Source organism: Corallococcus aberystwythensis (assembly GCF_003612165.1).
GTDB classification, from domain to species: Bacteria; Myxococcota; Myxococcia; order Myxococcales; family Myxococcaceae; genus Corallococcus; species Corallococcus aberystwythensis.
Map to the genome: position 1 here is coordinate 12,117 of NZ_RAWK01000004.1, position 21,002 is coordinate 33,118.

Annotated in this window: 1 protein-coding gene (only partly in view); it reads right to left on the bottom strand. The window is 71.8% G+C overall.

The window, feature by feature from the left end; all coding sequences use genetic code 11:
* A protein-coding gene (locus tag D7W81_RS01295; RefSeq protein WP_120553468.1) for a non-ribosomal peptide synthase/polyketide synthase crosses the window boundary here: on the bottom strand, positions 1 to 21,002 show its 3' portion. Its footprint extends 12,790 nt past the window's final position; only the last 21,002 of its 33,792 coding nucleotides appear in the window; its start codon lies off the right edge, out of view; the stop codon is at positions 1 to 3.

Here is a 21,002-nt window from a genome sequence, read left to right on the forward strand (position 1 = left end):
TTACGCCTTGCCTGCGTCGCGGAGCGCCTTCGCCAGCAGGTCCGCCACCGGCTGCACGGTGGGCTCGCGCAGCAGCGTGTGGTGGGTGCCCGGCAGGCGGTGTGACTCCAGCCGGTCTCCCACGAGCGCGGCCCAGCCGCCGCCATTCGTCCCCGTGTCGCCGGCATTTGCCTCCGCCTGGATGCGCAGGACGCGCTGGTCCATCGCGGGCGGGTGGTAGCGCCGGGCCGCTTCGAGGTTCGCCTCGAAGACCTGGAAGAGGGCCGTGGCATCCACGCCGGGAGGCAGTGCGCCTGCGCGGGCCGCGGCCTCCAGCACCTTCGCGAGCGCTGCTTCGGGCTCCAGCGTCGCCAGCTCCGCCGTGTCCACGTCCAGGTCCGTCAGGGATACGCCCATCAGGTCCTGTGCGAACAGGCCTACCGCCAGCGTGCGGTCCAGGTTCGGCTCTGAGTCCGGCACCGTCTCCGGCACGTAGGAGTCGATCATCGCCACCAGCTCCACTGCTTCACCCGCCTCGCGAAGCTGGTGCGCCATCTCGTAGGCGATGACGCCGCCCAGGGACCAACCGCCCAGGTGATACGGGCCGTGGGGTTGGACGTCTCGCACCACGCGCACGTAGCTGGCGGCCAGGGCCTCTACCGTGTCCAGCGGTTCCTTCTCTCCGTCCAGGCCTCGGGCCTGGAGGCCGTAGAAGGGTTGATCCGGTCCCAGCCTCCGCGCGAGTTCCGCGTAGGCCAGCACGTTGCCGCCCACCGGGTGCACGCAGAAGAACGGCGGCGCGCTGTCTGTGCCTTCCTTCGTGAAGGGCACCAGCGGCGTGAAGGGCTTCGGCTCCTCCGTGGCGACTTCGCTCAGCAGCATCGCGAACCGCTCCACGCTGGGAGCCTGGAAGAGCGCCGACAGCGGGAGCTTCTGGCCCGTCTCCCGGTTCACCGCCGCCATCAGGCGCACCGCCAGCAGCGAGTGCCCACCCAGCTCGAAGAAGCTGGTGCGTACGTCCACCGCGGACACGCCCAGGGCTTCGGCCCAGAGGCGCGCGAGCATTGCTTCACGCTCGTCCCTGGGGCCCATGAGAGCCTCGCTGCTCGCGGGGCCGTCCACGGGCTCGGGTAGCGCCGCGCGGTCCACCTTGCCGTTGGGCGTCAGCGGGAGCACGGGCAGCGCGACGTAGGCCGCCGGCACCATGTACTCCGGCAGCGAGCGCTGGAGGTGGCTTCGGAGCGGAGCAGTGTCCACCTCCGGCGCCACGTACGCGACCAGGCGCTGCACGCCCGGCACGTCCTCGCGCACCCGCACCGTCGCGTCCCGGATGCCGGGGTGCGTGCGCAGCGCGGCTTCGATTTCTCCCAACTCGATGCGGTAGCCGCGCAGCTTCACCTGGAAGTCCACGCGCCCCATGAAGTCGAGCGTGCCGTCCTGCTTCCAGCGGACCCGGTCGCCCGTGCGGTACATCCGAGCCCCGGGCTCCGTGCTGAACGGGTGGGGGATGAAGCGCTCCGCCGTGAGGTCCGCCCGGTTGCGGTAGCCGCGCGCCAGGCCTTCGCCCGAGATGAACAGCTCGCCGGGGACGCCCACGGACACAGGGTTCAGGTTCGCGTCGAGGACGTACACGCCGACGTTGAGCATGGGCCGGCCGATGACCGGCGCCGGCTGCGTCGTGCCCTGGATGCACCCGGTGGTCGCCGCCACGGTGCCCTCGGTGGGGCCGTAGGCGTTGTACGCGCGCGTGCGTTCCGTCGCCGCGAGCACTCGCCACGTCACCTCGTCCATCGCCTCACCGCCGATGAAGCAGATGGATGGCACGTGGGGCTGTTCCAGGAAGCCCGCCTCCAGCAGCAGCTTGAACAGCGACGGCGTGCAGTCCAGCGCGTCGATGCGTCGCTGCTCCAGCCACGCGAGCATCGCCTCCGGATCCTGCCTCACGGCCTCCGGGACGATGCACAGGCAGTGGCCGTCTCCCATCAACAACAGCTGCGTCACCGATGCGTCGAAGTAGAAGGGCCCGTTGAGGCTCACCCGCATCACCTTGGGCGCTTGCGTGTAGCAGGCCTCCGTCAGCGAACGCCGCAGGTGTGCCAGCGAGCGGTGCTGGATCATCACGCCCTTGGGCATGCCCGTGGAGCCCGAGGTGTAGATGACGTACGCCAGGTGCTCCGGCCTCACGCCCGAGCGCGGGTTGCCCGGCGAGGACGCTTCGATGCGCCGCGCATCCGCGTCCAGCCGCACCACGTGCCGCACCGCCGGCTGCCACGCCTCCACCTGCGCTTGCGTGGTCAGCAGCACGGCCGCGCCGCTGTTCTCCAGGATGAAGGCCCGTCGCGTTTCGGGGGCGGATGGATCCAACGGGACGTAGGCGCCGCCCGCCTTGAGGATGCCCAGGATGGCGACGATGGCCTCCGGCGAGCGCTCCAGGCAGAAGGCCACCGGCACATCCGGGCCTACCCCCAGCGAGCGCAGGTAGTGCGCCAGCTGGTTCGCGCGCACGTTGAGCTGGTGGAACGACACCGTCGTGTCGCCCATCACCACGGCGGGGGCCTTGGGCGTGCGCGTCACCTGCTGCTCGAAGCGCGTGTGGAAGGGTACGTCGGCCTCGAAAGGGGCCGTCTCGCCGCTCCACTCCTCCAGCACCCACTGGCGCTCCTCCGCCGTCAGCAGGGGCAGGGTGTCCAGCGCGGCGTCCGGCTTCGCGACCGCGCCCTCCAGCAGTTGGACAAGGTGTTCTGACAAGCGGCGCGCGGTGGCGGGCTCGAAGAGGTCGGTGGCGTAGGAGAGGACACCCTCGAAGCCGCGCTCCGTGCGGCCAAGCGTCAGCTCCAGATCGAACTTCGTCGTGGGCAGGTCCACCTCCACCGGGCGCAGCGTCAGCTCCGGCAGGCGCACCTCCGCGTCCGGCACGTTCTGGAGCGCGAAGAGGGCCTGGATGAGTGGCGTGCGCGACAGGTCGCGCATGGGCTGCACGGCTTCCACCAGCCGCTCGAAGGGGAGGTCCTGGTGTTCGTACGCGCCCAGCGTGGTGGTGCGCACCTGCGCGAGCAGCTTGCGGAACGACGGGCGGCCATCGAACCGCGCACGCAGCACCAACGTGTTCACGAAGAAGCCGATGAGCCCTTCGGTCTCCGCGTGGCGCCGGCCCGCGATGGACGTGCCCACCAGCAGATCCTCCTGACCGGAGTACCGGTGCAGCAGCGTCTGGAAGGCCGCGAGCAACAGCATGAAGGGCGTGGCTCCTTCGCGCTGAGCCAGTGCCTCGACTGCCTCACTCAAGGTCCGCGACAGGCGCACCGGGAACGTCGCGCCCCTGGCGGACCGCTGGGGAGGACGCGGCTTGTCCGTGGGCAGCGCCAGGGCGTGTGGGGCTCCGGCCAGCTGCTGCGTCCACCAGCCGAGCTGCGCGTCCAGCACCTCTCCCTGGAGCCAGCCACGCTGCCAGACGGCGAAGTCCGGGTACTGCACCGGCAACGGGGCCAACGGCGAGGGCTGTCCCTGCCGGAAGGCTTCGTAGAGCGCGGTGACTTCGCGCACCAGGATGCTCATGGACCAGCCATCGCCGATGGCGTGGTGCAGGCACAGGAGCAGCACGTGCTCCTGCGCACCCAGCTTCAAGAGCGTGAGGCGCGCGAGCGGACCCTCGGCGAGGTCGAAGGGCTTCAGCGCGTCCTCGGTCGCCAGCCGCACGGCCTCCGCTTCCCGAGCGTCATCGGGGAGCCCCGTCAGGTCCACCACCGACAGGGCTCCGGTGGGGGCGGGGTGTACGTGCTGGCGGGGTTCTCCGTCGTGCGCCTCGAAGGTGGTGCGCAGCGCTTCATGGCGCTGCACCAGGGTGTCGAAGGCCTGTTGCAGCGCGGGCACGTCCACCGCGCCAGAGAGGCGCAACGCGGTGGGCATGTTGTAGAGCGCGCTGCCCGGGTCGAGCTGGTCGATGAACCACAGCCGCTGCTGGGCGAATGACAGCGGGTGAGGGCCGGGGCCTGTCGCTGGACGCAGCGGCGGCAGGGCGTTGGCTTCCGGTGCATCCGGCAGCCGCTGGGCGAGCGCCGCCAGGGTGGGGGACTCGAACAGCGCCCGGACTCCCACGTCCACGCCGAAGCGGGCGCGGATGCGGGAGACCAGCTGCGTGGCCAGCAGCGAGTGGCCGCCCAGCTCGAAGAAGTGGTCGTTGCGGCCCACGACAGGGACGTTCAGCAGCTCCTCCCACAGCGAGGCCAGGGCCACCTCCGCGGGCGTCGCCGGGGCCTCGTACGAGCGCGCCGCGCGCAACTGCGCCTCCGGTGAAGGCAGGGCCTTGCGGTCCAGCTTGCCGTTGGGTGTCAGCGGCAGGGCGGGCAGGGTGACGAAGGCCGACGGCACCATGTACTCCGGCAGGTGCCTGCGCAGGTGCTCACGCAGCGCGTCCGTTTCGCCGTCCGTCACCACGTAGGCCACGAGCCTCGCGTCGCCCGGGGCGTCCTCGCGCACCAGTGCCACCGCGTCGCGGACTCCGGCGTGCGAGCGCAGCGTGGCTTCGATTTCGCCCAGCTCGATGCGGTAGCCGCGCAGCTTCACCTGGAAGTCCAGGCGGCCCATGAACTCCAGCGTGCCGTCCGGCCTCCAGCGGCCCTTGTCGCCGGTGCGGTAGAGGCGTGCTCCCGGCTCCGCGCTGAACGGATCCGGCATGAAGCGCTCAGCCGTCAGGGCCGGCCGGCCCAGGTAGCCGCGCGTGATGCTTTCGCCTGAGAAGCACAGTTCGCCCGGCGTACCGATGGGCACCAGGCGCTGCCGTGCATCGAGCACGTACGCGTTCAGGTTCGCCAGGGGCCGGCCGATGATGGGCTCCGTCCGGAGGCTCCCCTGGATGGGCGCGCCCGTGGTGCCGACGGTGCACTCCGTGGGGCCGTAGCCGTTGAAGGCACGCGTGCGGTCTGTCGCGGCCAGCTTCCGCCACGCCTCCGCGTCCAGCGCGTCACCCCCCATGAGGATGACTGGCGGTACCCAGGCCCGCTCCAGCATCCCCGCCGTCAGCAGCGGCTTGAGCTGCGCGGGCGTGCAATCGAACGAGTCGATGCGGTGCTGCTCCAGCCACGCGAGCAGCGCGTCCGGGTCCAGGCGCAGCGCGTCCGGGACGATGTGCAGGCAGTGGCCGTCGATGAGCTGCACCACGCGCTCCACCACCGCGTCGAAGTACAGCGGCGCGTTGACGGTGACGCGCTGGCCACGGGGCTGGCCCGCGTAGAACGTGCGGCCCATGGCCCGGTGCATGTTGAGCACGGAGCGGTGTTGCACCATCACGCCCTTGGGCGTGCCCGTGGAGCCGGACGTGTACAGCACGTACGCCAGGTGCTCCGGGCCTGTGAGCGCGGGCAGGGGTTCATGGGAGAGGGCGCCCAGGCCCGCCTGCTCCACGTCCAGCCACACCTCTTGGACTCCGGAGGGGCTCCAGCCCCCGCATGCGGCTTCCGTTGTGATGAGCACGGCCGCGGCGCTGTCGCGCAGCACGAAGTCCTTGCGCGCGGGCGGGGCTCCCGGATCCAGCGGGACGAAGGCGCCGCCGGCCTTGAGCACCGCCAGCAGCGCGACCATCGCCTCCACCGAACGCTCCAGGCACAGGGCTACCCGTACCTCGGGCCCCACGCCCATGGACCGCAGCCGCCATGCGAGCTGGTTGGCCCGGGTGTCCAGCTGCCGGTACGTCAGCGTCGTCTTTTCGAAGACCACGGCCGGGGCGTCCGGTGTGCGCGCCACCTGACGCTCGATGAGGCCGTGCAGCGTGGCGTCGCGCTCGAAGTCCACCAGCTCACCGCTGCCCATGCGCACCAGCCGGATCAGCTCCTCTGGCGAGACGAGCGACACGTCCGCCAGCGGCAGGTCCGGCGCGTCGCACACGGTTTCCAGCAGCCGGCGCAGGTGCGCGATGAACCGCTCGATGGTGCTCGCGTCGAACAGGTCCGCCGCGTAGTGGAAGCGGCCCTCGTAGCCATCGCGGGTCCGGTTCAGGTCCAGGGCCAGCTCGAACTGGGACGGGGTGCTGCCTTCGAAGTGGACCGGCGCAACCGTGAGTCCGGGGACCGCCAGCTCTGGCACCGGAGCGTTCTGGAGCGCGAACATCGCCTGGAACAGCGGCGTGCGGCCCAGGTCGCGCTCGGGCTGGAGCGCTTCCACCAAGTGCTCGAAGGGGAGGTCCTGGTGCTCGTAGGCGCCCAGTGTGGTGGTGCGCACCTGGGCCAGCAGTTCACGGAACGTCGTCCGCGCGCCGAAGCGGCCGCGCAGCACCAGCATGTTCACGAAGAAGCCGATGAGGCCCTCCGTCTCCGCGTGCCGGCGGTTGGCGATGGGCGAGCCCACCAACACGTCGTCCTGTCCGGACACCCGCGACAGCACCGCCTGGAACGCCGCCAGGAGCGCCATGAACGGCGTGGCGCCTTCGGCTTGCGCCAATGCCTCCAAGCGCTCGCTCAGGACTCGCGGAAGGGTCACCCGGACCCAGCCGCCACGCTGCGTGGAGGTCGCGGTCCTCGGACGGTCCGTGGGCACGTCCAGCACGAAGGGCGCTCCGGACAGCTGGTGCTTCCACCACTCCACCTGCGCCTGGAGCACGCCGCCCTGGAGCCAGCCTCGCTGCCAGACAGCGTAGTCCGCGTACTGCACCGGCAGCTCTGGCAGGGCGGCGGTACGGCCCGCGCGCCGGGCCTCGTAGAGGGCCGTGAGCTCCCGCACGAGGATGCCCAACGACCAACCATCGGAAACGATGTGATGCAGGTGCAGCACGAGCACGTGCTCGCGAGCGTCCAGCTTCATCAGCAGGGCGCGAATGACCGGCCCTCGCGTCAGGTCGAACGGACGGAGTGTTTCCGCGTGGCCCAGGCGCTGGGCTTCAGCCTGCCTCGCGGCGCGGCTGCCCAGGGCCGTCAGGTCCACGAACTCCAGCGGGACATGGCCCTCGGCGTGGATGTCCTGCACAGGCTTGCCGGCCTCCATGCGGAACGTCGTCCGCAGGGATTCATGCCGCACCATCAGCGCGTCCAGGCTCGAGCGGAGCGCGTCCACGTCCAGGTCGCCGGTAAGGCTCAGCGGCAGCGGCATGTTGTAGAGCGGGCTGCCTGGCTCCAACTGGTCGATGAACCACAGCCGGTGCTGCGCGAACGAGAGGGGCAGGACTTCCGGCCGCTCCGCGCGGACCAGCGCGGGCAGGGCGGAGGTGGGGGCCTCGGACTCCGGCTTCCGGAGCGCGTCGATGCGTTCAGCCAACGCGGCGACGGTGGGCCCTTCCAGCAGGGCCCGCAGGGGCAGCTCCACGCCGAAGTGCGTGCGCACTCGCGACACCAGCTGCGTGGCCAGCAGCGAGTGCCCACCCAGCTCGAAGAAGCCGTCGTGGCGTCCCACGGCGGGGACTCGCAGCACTTCGGACCAGAGCGTGGCCAGCACCGACTCGGTGGGCGTCGCGGGCGGCTCGATGACGCGCTCGGTGACTGGCGCTGCGTCCGGCGTGGGCAGCGCCTTGCGGTCCACCTTGCCGTTGGGCGTCAGGGGCAGGGCATCCAGCGCGATGAACGCGGCGGGCACCATGTACTCCGGCAGGTGCCGGCGCAGGTGCTCGCGCAGGGGCGACGTGTCCACCTGGGGCGCGACGTAGGCCACGAGCCGGTCGCCGTGCACCTGCACCACCGCGTCCCGGATGCCCACGTGCGCGCGCAGCGTGGCTTCGATTTCACCCAGCTCGATGCGGTTGCCGCGCAGCTTCACCTGGAAGTCCAGGCGGCCCATGAAGTCCAGCGTGCCGTCCTCGCGCCAGCGGGCCTTGTCGCCCGTGCGGTAGAGGCGCGCTCCGGGCTCCGTGCTGAAGGGATCCGGCAGGAAGCGCTCGGCGGTGAGCGCGGGCTGGCCCAGGTAGCCGCGCGCGGTGCTTTCGCCGGAGAGGCACAGCTCGCCCGGCGTTCCGATGGGGGCCAGACGCAGCCGCGCGTCGAGCACGTAGGCGCTCAGGTTGGCCACCGGCCGGCCGATGACGGGCAGCGGCTGGGGGGCGTCCTGGACGGCACAGGTCGTCGCGTCCACGGTGACCTCCGTGGGGCCGTAGCCGTTGTACGCGCGCGTCCGCTTCGTCGCGGCGAGCTGCCGCCAGGTCACCTCGTCCATTGCCTCGCCGCCGATGGAGAGCCGGGCGGGGACGTGAGCGCGCTCCAGCATTCCCGCGGACAGCAGGAGCTTGAGCTGCGACGGCGTGCAGTCCAGCACGTCGATGCGCTGGCGCTCCAGCCATCCGAGCAGGGCCTCCGGCTCCAGGCGCACGTCCTCTGGGACGATGCACAGGCAGTGACCGTCCAGCAGCTGGATCACCTGTTCGATGGACGCGTCGAAGTACAGCGGCGCGTTGACGGTGATGCGCTGAGCACGCGGCAGGTCCTCGTAGATGCTCCGCGTCATCGCCTGATGCAAGTTGAGGACCGACCGGTGCTGGACCATCACGCCCTTGGGCGTGCCGGTGGAGCCCGACGTGTAGATGACGTAGGCCAGGTTGCCCGAGGTCGCCGCCGGGGGCGGGTTGTCCGCCAACTGGTCCGACAGTCGGACCAGTTCAGCAGTCGTCGGCGCCAGAGGCTGGTCCGCCAACGGGTCCGACAGTCGGACTGGTTGGGCAGTCGCCGGCGCCAGAGGCTGGTCCGCCAACTGGTCCGACAGTCGGACCCGTTCAGCGTCGTCCAGCCGCACCAGGTGGGGCACTTCCGGGTTCCACGCGTCTTGCTGGGCCCGCGTCGTCACGAGCACCGACGCGCCGCAATCCTTGAGGACGAACGACTTGCGCGCCGCGGGCGCGGACGGGTCCAGCGGCACGAAGGCGCCTCCGGCCTTGAGCACCGCCAGCAGCGCGATGACGCTCTGCGCCGAGCGCTCCAGGCACAGGACCACCGTCACCTCCGGCCCCACGCCCAGCGAACGCAGGTGCCACGCGAGCTGGTTCGCCCTCGCGTTGAGCTGCCGGTAGCTGAGCGTCGTCTCGTTGAACACCACGGCGTCCGCATCCGGCGTTTCGGCGGCCTGCCGTTCGAAGTGCTCGTGCACCGTGGCGTCGCGCTCGAAGTCCACGGTGTCGCCACGGCCGGTGCGCAGCAGCCACGCGCGGTCGTCGGCTGGGAGGAGGGACACTTCCGCCAGCTTCGTGCCGGGCCGGGCCAGTCCTTCCAGCGCCTGCCGCCACTGACCCAGGAGCCGCTGGACCGTTTCCGCTGTGAAGCGGTTGGCGTCATGGGTCAGGTGGAGCAGGAGCCTTGAGGCCGGCATCACCGTGGCCAGCAGCGGGTAGTTCGTGGACTCGCCGATGCGCAGGTCCCGCACGTCGAGCGCAGTGGAGCGCCGCAGCAGGGCCTCGTCGAGGGGGTAGTTCTCGAAGACGAGCAGCGACTGGAAGAGCGGCGTGCCGCGCGGCATGTCGCTCCAGCCCTGCGCACTGACGAGCGGCGTGTGCTGGTGCTGCTGGATGCCCAGTTGCTGCGCCTGGAGCGCCTGGAGCCAGGGCAGCACGGGCGCGGTTTCCTCGGGGAGCACGACGCGGACTGGCAGTGTCGTGATGAGCATCCCCAGCATGGCCTCCGAACCCGGCAGCTCCGGGGGACGGCCCGCGAGGGTGGTGCCGAAGAGCACGTCTCGCGTGTCCGCGTGGCGCGCGAGCACCAGTGCCCAGGCCGCCTGCGCCAGCGTGTTGAGCGTCAGCTGGTGCTGGCGCGCGAACGATTGCAGCTCCGCCGTGCGCTCCTCCGAAAGCTCCAGCCGCGTCTCCAACGGCAGGCCCTCGCCGGACGTCCTCGCCACCGGGGGAAGCTCTCCGGGCAGTGGCGTGGGGGTGGACAGGCCGGCGAGCTGCGCGCGCCAGAAGGCCTCGTCGCTCGCGGGGTCCGCCTTGCGCAGCCACGCGATGTAGTCGCGGAACGAAGCGCGCGACGCGGGCGGCAGCGAGGTGCCGGTGCGGAACGCGTCGTAGAGGGCGAAGACCTCCTGGAAGAACAGACCAGTGCTCCAGCCGTCCAGCAGCAGGTGGTGGTGGCTCCAGATGAAGCGCCAGTGCTGTTCCCCCAGCCGCACCGCGGTCACTCGCATCAGCGGCGCCGTCGCGAGGTCGAAGCCCCGCGCGCGGTCTTCCACTTCCAACCGCTCCAGCCCGGACTGCTGCTCCGGTCCGGACAGGTGGCGCCAGTCGTGCGCTTCAAAGGGCAGGGCGGCGTGCGCGTGGACGGCCTGGAGCGGCGCGTCCAGTCCGTCCCAGACGAAGGCGGTGCGCAGCACGGGGTTGCGGTCCACCACTGCCTGCCACGTCTTGCGGAACAACGCGATGTCCACGGCCGAGTGGATGGACCAGGCGCTCTGCGTGAAGTACGCGCCCCCGGCGGGAGCATGGAGGGCATGGAAGAGCATGCCTTGCTGCACCGGAGAGAGCGGGTAGAGGTCCTCGACCGTGGGGCCCTGCGCGGTGAGCAGCGCGTCCAGCGGGGCCTGTGCAAGCCGGGCCAGCGGGAAGTCACCGGGCGTCCTGCGGCGTGCGTCGTCGGAGTGCCGCTGCGTGATGAGGGTGCGCAGCGCGCGTGTGAAGGCCTGGGCCAGGGACTCGATGGTGGCGGAGTGGTGCCACGCGTCGCTGAAGCCGAAGTCCATCCGCAGCCGCCCGTCCACGACGAAGCCGTCGACGGCCAGCAGGTGGGCTCGGAGGGCCTGGGGCGCCACGGTCATGCCGGTGGGCTCGCTGCCCAGGGCGAAGAGCCTGCTGGCACCCGTGGAACCGTCGAGCTGGCCCAGGTAGTTGAAGACCACCTGCGCGGACGGCAGGGCCGCGAGCCTCTGGCGGATCTCCGCCGGTCCCATGAAGCGCAGCAGGCCGTAGCCGATGCCGTGGTCGGGCCACGCGTTCAGCGAGTCACGCACCGCACGCAGGGAGTCCCCAGCGGAGCCGCCCTCCGGCAGCTGGAAGAGGGCGGGCGTGAGCGACGTGAACCACCCCACGGTGCGCGATACGTCCGCGTCCGTGAAGAGCTCCTCGCGCCCGTGGCCCTCCAGGTCGATGAGCAGGCGTGACTGGCCCGTCCATTCTCGCAGGGCCAGGGCCAGGGCGGTCAACAGCACGTCGTTGATCCGCGCGCGCCAGGCTCCCGGCGTCTCCTGGATCAGCAGCCGTGTCTCCTCCACGTCCAAGCGCACGGACACGGTGCGGTGCGAGTCCGCGGTGCCGGGTCCCGAGCCGTCAGTGGGCAGCGGGGCCACGTCCCGCCGGGCCTCGTCGAGCCAGAGGGACGTCTGGGCATGCAGGGCGTCGGAGAGGGCGTGGGCTTCCAGCCTGCGGGCCCAGGCCAGGAAGGAGGTCGTCTTCGCGGGGAGCGCGGGAGGCTGGCCCGCGCGCAGCCGCAGGTATGTGGCCTCCAGGTCCTCGACGAGGACGCGCCAGGATACGGCGTCCACCACCAGGTGGTGGAGGATCAACAACAGGCGCTGCTCCTGCCCGGCGCCGAAGTGGAAGAGCGCGGCGCGCAGCAGCGGCGGTTGGGTCAGGTCGAACGAGGCCTGGAGGCGCTGGGCCTCCTCCTCCAGCCGCGCCGCGCGCATTCCGGCGGGCAGTGTGGACAGGTCCACCTGGAGCAGGGTGACCCGGGCCTCCTCGGGCGTGGCGTCCTGCTGGCGCCAGGCTCCGCCGTCCTCGCGCACGAAGCGCATGCGCAGGGCGTCGTGGTGGACCGCCAGCGCCCGGAGCGCCTGCTCCAGCTGCGCCGCCATCAACGGCTGACGCGCCTGGAGCAGCAGCACCTGGTTGAAGTGGTGTGCGTGGGTGGGGTCGCGCTCCAGCAGGTTGCGCTGGATGGGCGTGAGCGGCACCTCGCCTACGACGGGGCCCTGTTCCGCGCGATGGACCTCGCTGACGCGGGCCACGGAGGCCAGGGCTCCCAACGTCGGGTGCTGGAACAGGTCGCGGACCAACAACGTCACGCCGGCCTGCCGTGCCCTCGCGACGGCCTGGAGGCTGATGATGGAGTCGCCGCCCAGCTCGAAGAAGTTGTCATCGAGCCCCACGCGTTCGACGCGCAGCACCTGCGCCAGGACCGCCGCGAGCGTCCGCTCCAGCTCCGTGCGGGGCGCCACGTACTCCCGCTTCGAGGCTCGCCGGATGTCCGGTGCGGGCAGGGCCTTGCGGTCCACCTTGCCGCTGGAGGTCAGAGGCAGTGCCGGCAGCGGGATGAAGGCGGAGGGCACCATGTACTCCGGCAGCCGCCGCAGCAGCAGGTCCCGCAGCGACGCCGGATCCAGATCCACGCCGGAGACGACGTAGGCGACGAGGCGCCGCGCACCGGGGGCGTCCTCGCGCACCACGGCCACGGTTTCCCGCACGTCCGGGTGGGAGCGCAGCGCGGCCTCGACTTCGCCGAGTTCGATGCGGAAGCCGCGCAGCTTCACCTGGAAGTCCGCGCGGCCCAGGTACTCCAGCGTGCCGTCGGTGAGCCATCGAGCGATGTCGCCCGTGCGGTACATGCGGGCGTCCGGCGTGTCGCTGAAGGCGTCCGGGAGGAAGCGCTCGGCCGTGAGGGCAGGGCGGCGCCAGTAGCCCCGGCCCACCTGCACGCCACCGATGAACAGCTCGCCCGGGACGCCCAGGGGCACCGGCTGCCCGTGGCGATCCAGGACGTACATCGCCGTGTTGGCCACGGGGCGTCCGATGGGGACGACGCGCAGCACGGCCTCGTCGCGTGGGCACTCCCAGGACGTCACGTCCACGGCGGCCTCGGTGGGGCCGTAGAGGTTGTGCAGCGTGGTGTGCGGCAGGCGGGTTTGCGCTCGGAGCACGAGGTCCGCGGACAGGGCCTCGCCGCTGCACATCACCTGGCGCAGGCGCGTCAGGGACTCCAGGCCGGGCTCCTCCACGAAGGCGCGCAGCATGGACGGTACGAAGTGCGCGGTCGTCACGCCCTCGCGCTCCATCAGCGCCGCCAGGTAGTCCGGCTCCTGGTGCCCACCGGGCCTCGCGAGCACCAGCCGCGCGCCCGTCATCAGGGGCCAGAAGAACTCCCACACGGACACGTCGAAGCTGAACGGCGTCTTCTGCAACACCGTGTCCGAGGACGTCAGGCCGTAGCGCGCCTGCATCCAGCGCAGACGGTTGACGACGCCCGCGTGAGCGTTCATCGCGCCCTTGGGACGGCCCGTACTGCCGGAGGTGAAGATGACGTAGGCGAGCGCGTCTTCACCGGCCAGCGGCGGAGGCTGAGCGGTGGACTCGCGCGCGATGGCATCCCACCGGGCGTCCAGCGCGATGACGTGCGCGGCATGCGGAGGCAGCGCGGCGCGGAAGCGCTCCTGGATGAGGAGCACGGGTGCGGCGGTGTCCTCAATCATCCCCGCGAGCCGTTCCGCGGGCATGGCCGGATCCAGCGGCACATAGGCGGCGCCGGACTTCAGGACGCCCAACAGGGCGACGACCATCTCCAGGGAGCGTTCCAGACACACGCCCACCAGCGTCTCCGGGCCCACGCCGTGCGCACGCAGGTGGTGCGCGAGCTGGTTGGCCCGCGCTTCGAGCTGCGCGTACGTGAGGCGCTGGTCCTCGAACTGGAGCGCGATGGCTTCCGGCGTGCGTTCGACCTGGGACTCGAAGAGCTGATGAAGCGTGGCGCCGCGCGGGTACTCCATGCGCGTGTCGTTCCAACCGCGCAGCACCTGCTCACGCTCCCCGGCGGAGAGCAGCGGCAGCTTCGCGAGCGCGGCTTCCGGTGCCGCGACGATCTCCCTTGCCAGTTCCACCAGGTGCTCCGCCATTCGCGCGACGGTGGCCTCGTCGAAGAGGGCAGTGGCGTACTCTAGGCGGCAGGAGAGGTCCGTGCGGCTCTCCCAGACCTCCAGCGCCAGGTCGAACTTGGCCGTGTCGGTGGGCACCTCCACGGGGCTCAACTCCAGGGACGGCAGCGTGGCCCGCGCCTCCGGCGTGTTGACGACGTTGAGGCTGACCTGGAAGACGGGCGTGCGGCTCAGGTCGCGGGGCAGCTCGAGCGTGTCCACGACGCGCTCGAATGGCACGTCCTGCCGCGCATAGGACTCCAGGGCCTGGGTGCGCACGCGGCCCAGCAGCTCCACGAACGACGGCGTGCCTTCCAACCGCGTGCGGAAGGGCAGGGTGTTGAGGAAGCACCCCATGAGCCACTCCACCTCCGGCCGGGTGCGGCCCGCGATGGGCGTGCCCACCACGAAGTCCTCCTGGCCCGAGTAGCGCGCCAGCAGCGTCTGGAAGAGCGACATCATCACCATGAACGACGTGGCGCCGTGCTTGCGGCCCAGCGCCAGCAACGGCGCGGACACGTCCGCCGGGAACGCGAAGCGGTGCTGCGCTCCCGCGAAGGACTGGACGGAGGGACGCGGCCGGTCCGTGGGCAGCTCCAACACCGGCGCCCCGGCCAGGTGCTGCTTCCACCACGCGAGCTGCGTCTCCATCACGCCGCCGGCCAGCCAGTCGCGCTGCCACACGGCGTAGTCCGCGTACTGCACCGGCAGCTCCGGCAGCGGCGAAGGCTGCCCTTGCGTGAACGCCGCGTAGAAGCCCGTCAGCTCGCGGGCGACCACCATGTTGCACCACGCATCGGACACCGCATGGTGGAGCACCAGCGACAGCACGTGCACCCGGGGCTCCAGGCGCAGCAGCCGCGCGCGGATCACGTCCTGCTCCAGATCGAACGGCACGCGCGCCTGGTCCTGGCACAGCCGGAGCAACTCCACCTCACGGGCCTCGGGCGAGTCCCCGGGCACGTCCATCAGCGGCAGGGGCAGACCCCGCGCCGGGTGGATGCGCTGCACGGCGGCGTCCCCCTCCAGCGCGTACGTGGTGCGGAGCACTTCGTGACGGGCCACCAGGGCGTCCAACGCGGCCTGGAGCGCCGCGACGTCCAGCTCGCCAGTGAGCCGGAAGGTGGAGGCGTTGTTGTACGCGCCGCTCCCGGGCTCCAGCTGCTGGAGGTACCACAGGCGCTGCTGCGCGAAGGACAGCGGCAGGGGCCGGTCCCTGCGCGCCAACGGGATGGGCGGCGGCCCGCTGGGAGTGGCGGCGACGATGGGGGCAACCACTGCTGCGGGGCGCGGCGCCTCCGTGCGCGGACGCGCCACGGGAGGAGGAGGCGGGAGCCGCTGCGTCACCGGCTCCACCCGTCCATCCGCGCGCAGCCGCGCGTAGCGCCCGGTGCGGTACAGCCGCGCCGAGGGCTCCACCGGATGCGGGACCAGGCGCGGACGCTCCTCGGCTCCCGCCTTCCACAGGCTCGCGGGAAGCCCGGCGCCGGCCAGCGCCAGCTCTCCCACCACGCCCGCGGGCACGGGCTGTCCCGCCGTGTCCAGCACCCACGTCTGGAGCTGCGCCGGGACTCGCTCCCCTGGGATGCTCGGCAGCAGCGCGCCTTCGCCCGCCGCTCCGGACAGGAGCACCTCCACGCCCGCGGCGCGGTGCAGCGCCGAGGCCAGCTCCGCCGACGCGCCTTCCAACACCAGCGCACCCACCGTGCCCAGCGACTCGCGCGAGCCGGGCACGTCCGCCAGCGTGCGCGCGAGCCGGGCCGAGGCGTGCATCAACACCGCGCCGGACTGACGCGCCAGCGCGAGCATCTCCTCCACACCCTGGCCGCCCTCCACCAGCACCTGCTCCTCGCGGGCGGCGCCTTCCGCCTCCATCCGCTCGCGCACCGTGGCCAGCCGGCGCAGGCCCTCCAGCACCACCGGGGTCTCCAGGCCGAAGTCGATGAGGGCCGCAACCTCGTCCACGTCCGCCTCGCGCACCTCGCGCAGGCGATTGAGGCCGCTGTCCACCGTGCCGATGAGGCCCGTCGTCTTCGCGTGGTGCTCGAAGGTGCGCTCCAGGAGCGCGTTGATGTCCTCGGGGGACAGCTTGCTGATCTCCCCCTGATAGCCCTGCGCCATCAGCAGCGATGTGACGATGTCCGCCGAGCTCCGGAAGTAGCCGAGCAGCGGCTGGCGCACCGTGCGCAGCACCTCCTGTTCGTCGTCCCCCAGGAACGTGTGCAGCATGCACGTGATGTGTCCGCGCCCCGGGTGTCCGTTGCGGCGCCAGGCCTCGCGGTACAGCGCCACCTTCTGCTTCAGCTCCTCCAACGAGTGCGACAGCAGGCCCGTGAGCACGCCCGCGCCCAGCTCACCCGCCATGCGGAAGGTCTCCGGGTTCACCGTGGCGGTGAGCCACACCGGCAGCTCCTTCTGGACGGGCTTCGGTCGCAGCGCCACCTCCACCGTCGCGCCAGCGCCCGCGGGCCGCGTCATGCGCTCGCCGCGCCACAGCGCCCGCAGCGTCTTCAGGTGCGACAGGAGGATGTCGCGCCGGTTCTCGAAGTTGCCCGGCGCGAAGGTGAAGTCGTGCACGTGCCAGCCCGTGGCCACCGACAGGCCCACGCGGCCCTGCGACAGGTTGTCCACCACGGACCACTGCTCCGCGATGAGCAGCGGATCATGCAGCGGCAGCACCACGCTGCCAGAGCGCAGGTGCAGGTGCTTCGTGACGGCCGCGAGCGCGGCGGCGACCACCGCGGGCTGCGGGTACAGACCGCCGAAGGAATGGAAGTGCCGCTCCGGCGTCCACACCGCGGAGAAGCCGTTCGCGTCCGCGAACTTCGCGCCCTCCATCAGGAGCTCGTACTTCGGCCCGGACAGCGAGTCCTCGTCGTTGGCGAAGTAGATAAGGCTCAGGTCCATCGCCTTCGCGCGAGGCCCACCGCCGTGCAGACGCACCAGCCGCGCGGAGACCTGCTCCGGCGGGAACACGACGCGAAGTCCACGCGTCAGCGCCCACAGCGCCTCCAGGTCCGGACGGTCCGGCGAGGCCTCACCCGCGGCCAGCCACGCTCCGCTGTCCGGAGGGGACAGGCGCGCGTCCAGACCGGTGAAGAACTCCGCCAGCTCCCGGTGGCCCAACGCCCACGCGGGCTGTCCCGCGCCCACGGGCAGCAACCACGCCAGGCCGTCGCCGGGACCGGCCTCGGCCCACGCGGTGTCAGCAGGGGCTTCTGACGCCAGGGCCTCCTCCACGTACACCACGCGCGAAGCGTCCAGGCGCACGGAGGTGACGAGGTCGCGCGAGGTGACGAGCACCGGCACGCGGGCGCCCTCGGGCGCGTAGAGCGGCAGGCCGCCCAGGTCCGCGGGGCCCAGCGCGACGCCCGCGCCACCGGCCTCCAGCACGGCCCACAGCGCGATCAGCTTCTCCGGCGACGCGCGCAGGCTCACGGCCACGGGCGTTCCGTCCTTCACGCCCAGGGCCTTCAGCCTCGCGGCCAGGGCCTTTGCCCCCGCGCCCAGCCGGGCCCACGTCCAGTGCGCATCCCCTCGCGACACGGCGATGGCGTCCGCCTGACGAACGCGCCGGTCCGCGAGCAGCGCGGGCACGGACGTGTAGCCGGACACGGTGCGCGGCTTCGGCCACGCGCGGCGCTCGGCCTCCGTGGACAGGGGCAGGCGGGAGACCTGCGTGTCGGGATGGGCCAGGGCCGCGGACAGCAGCACCTGGAGGTGTTCCACCAGCCGCTTCACGGTGCTCGCGTCGAAGAGCTCCGTCGCGTACTCCAGCGCGCCGTGCACGCGGCCGGGGGACTCGGAGAGCAGGAGCGTCAGGTCCGCCAGCGTGGCGCCCCACTGCACGGGCGTGCCCGGCACCTCCACCAGCGATCCGCGCATGCCGGTGAGCTCCAGCGACATCGCGCCCGCGCCCGCGCCGGAGTGGAAGACGAAGACAGAGTCGGCCATGCGCCCCCGGCCAATGTCCTTGCCGGGAACGAGCGCTTCCACCAGGTATTCGAAGGGCACGTCCGGACGCGACTGGGCGTCCGCCACCTCGTCGCGCACCTGGACGAGCATGTCGCGGAAGGTCGGGTCCCCGGCGAAGCGGGTGCGGAACGCGGCCGAGTGCGCCACGTAGCCGATGAGCGGGAACAGCTCCGGCCGCGTGCGGTTGGCGATGGGCGTGCCGACGATGAGGTCCGCCTGACCGCTGTAGCGGTGCAACAGCGTCTGCCACGCCGCGAGCACGAGCATGTATCCGGTGAAGCCCTCGCGCTTCGCGAACGCGGAGAGCTCCCGGGCGAGCGCGGGCGGGAAGTCCACCGTCAGGCGCGCGGAGGTGAGCGGGCAGTCCTTCGGCCGGGGGCGGTCGGTGGGCAGGTCCAGCTGCCGGGGCATGGCGGCCAGGCGCTGGCGCCACCCCTGGTCCTGTTCGGCCAGGTGCGAGCCGGCGATGGACTCCCGCTGCCACGCGCCGAAGTCCGCGTACTGGAGCGGCAGCGGGGGCAGGGGGGACGGACGGCCCTGGAGGAAGGCGTCGTAGAGCTGACCCAGCTCCTGGACGAAGAGGGCGACGGAGAGCGTGTCGCAGACGATGTGGTGGATGCAGGCCACCAGCAGGTGCAGCTTCGTGTCCAGGCGGACGAGCGTGGTGCGCAGCACGGGGCCGTGGACGAGGTCGAACGGCTTCGCCGCGTCCTCGCGGGCGATGCGCAGGGCCTCGGGCTCGCGCGTCTCCATCGGGCCGCGCAGCTCCAGGCGCGTGAGCGGGATGCGCACGTGCGAGTGGAAGCGCTGCACGGGGCGGCCATCCACGGCGTCGTAGGTGGTGCGCAGGGCTTCGTGCCGCTGGACGATCTCCTGGATGCCACGCTCCAGCACGTCGGCGTCCACGTCGCCTTCGAGCCGCAGTACGAACGGGATGTTGTACGCGGACAGGCCGGGCAGGTGCTGCTCCAGGCGCCAGACGCGCTCCTGCACGAAGGACAGGGGCAGCTCGCTCGTGCGTGCGCGAGGCACCAGGGGAAGCTCCGCGGACACGCGGGTCTGGGGAGCCTGGCGAAGGAGCGGCTCCACGCGCAGGGCGATGCCCGCGACGGTGGGGGCCTCGAAGAGCGCGGCGAGCGGCAACTGCACGCCGAACGTGTCGCGCACCTGGTTGAGGAGCTGGGCGGCCGTCAGCGAGTTGCCGCCGATCTCCAGGAAGTTGTCCTCGCGGCCGACGAAGTCCAGGCCCAGGCGTTCGCGCCACAGCGCGGCCACCCGTTCCTCGATGTCACCGCGCGGCGCGTCCTCACGGCCCGCGGGAACAGGAGCAGGGGCGACAGGGGCGGAGGCCGTGTGCGCGGTGAGCCCCGGCATCAAGGGACGCGCGGCGGATGGGACGTTGGCTTCGGGGCCGGCGGACACCGGTAGTGCGGCCAGGACTGCTGACGGCGCTGTCGCGACGAACGAAGCGGCCACCACCGGTGCCACACCGGCGGACAACGTTTGCCCCATGAATGATGCGGGCGCATGAGGTCCCGCGACGGCGGACGGCTCCGGCGCCATGAACCAGGTGGGTTCAGTCGGTGCCACGTTGGCGGACGACTCCGACGCCGTGAACGGGGCGGACGCCTGCGGTGCCACGATGGACGGCAACGTCGATGCCATGAACGAGGCGGGCGCCTGTGGCCCAAGAACAGCGGACGGCTTCAGCCCCACATCCAGGGCCGGTACCTGCGGCGCCGGAACGGCGGTCGAACCCGGAGACTGGAGCTGGGCGGGCAGGGCGCGCGGGCGCGGCTCCACCCAGACGGTCTTCTCCTGGAACGCATACGTCGGCAGGTGCAGCCGCAGGCGCTGCTCATGCGCGTAGAACGCGCTCCAGTCCACGGTGACGCCGGCGGTCCACAGCTCGCCCACGGCTTGGAGCCAGGCCATCTGCTCCGTCGTCGTCCCGCTCTGGCGCAGCGACGCCAGCGCACGGACGCGGCCTCCGTCCTGGCCCAGGTTCGCGCGCACCAGCGGCGTCAGGTCCTGACCGGGCCCCACCTCCAGCAGCACCCCGCAGCCCTCTTCCAGCAGCGCGCCCACCGCGTCGGTGAAGCGCACGGGCTGGCGCATCTGGTCCGTCCAATAACGCGGCTCCGCCAGCTGCCCGGGCCGGGCGAACGTTCCCGTCAAGCTGGACACGTACCGCACCGCCGGCTCCGCATGGCGCAGCGACGCCACCACGCGCGCCAGCTCCGGCACCAGCGGCTCCACATCCGCCGAGTGGAACGCATGCGGCGCGGGCATCCGCACAAAGCCCGCCTTGTGGTTCCGCAGCTCCGCTTCCAACCGCGCCACGTCCTCCACCGGACCGGACACGACGCAGCGGTCCGGAGCGTTGATGGCCGCCAGCGACAGCCGGTCCGTCAGGAGCGGCTGGACCCGGTCCCAGGGCAGCGCCACCGCGAGCATCGCGCCCGGCGGCATGCGGTGCATCAGCTCCCCACGCACCACCGCGAGCCGCATCGCGTCCTCCAGCGACAGCGCGCCCGCGACACAGGCCGCCGCGTATTCGCCGAAGCTGTGGCCCAGCACCGCGTGCGGCGTCACCCCCAGGTCACGCCACATGCCCGCCAGCGACACCTGCACGCTGAACAGAGCTGGCAGCGCCACGCGCGTGTCCGCCAGGCTCGCCTGCGCCTCCGCTTCCGCACCAGTCGAGGGCGACAGCAGCCCCGACACCCGCGCACGCAGCGACGCATCCAACAGCGCGAGGCACGCCTCCAGGTGCTCACGGAACCGGGGCGACGCCTCCGCCAGCTCGCGCCCCATGGCCACCTGCTGCGCTCCCTGGCCGGAGAACACGAACGCCACGCGCGGCGCCCGGTTCGAGCCCTTCACCGCCGCCTGCTTCTGGAGCTGCCGAGACAGGTCCTCCGCGTCCTTCACCACCAGCGCACGGCGGAACTCGAAGACCTTGCGGCCCACGGCGTGGGTGAAGGCCAGGTCCGCCAGCGCCTGTGCCTCCACGCCCTCCCGGACATGCGCGTCGAGCCGCCGAGACGCCGCCTCCAAGGCCTCCGGCGTGCGCGCGGACAGCAGGACGAGCTGGTGCGAGCGCGAAGTGGAACCGCTCCACCGGACGGGGGCTTCTTCAAGGACAGCGTGGGCATTGGTGCCCCCGATGCCGAACGAGCTGACCGCGGCGAAGCGGGGCGTCTCCCCCCGAGGCCACGGCCGCAAGGTGGTGTTGACGAAGAACGGCC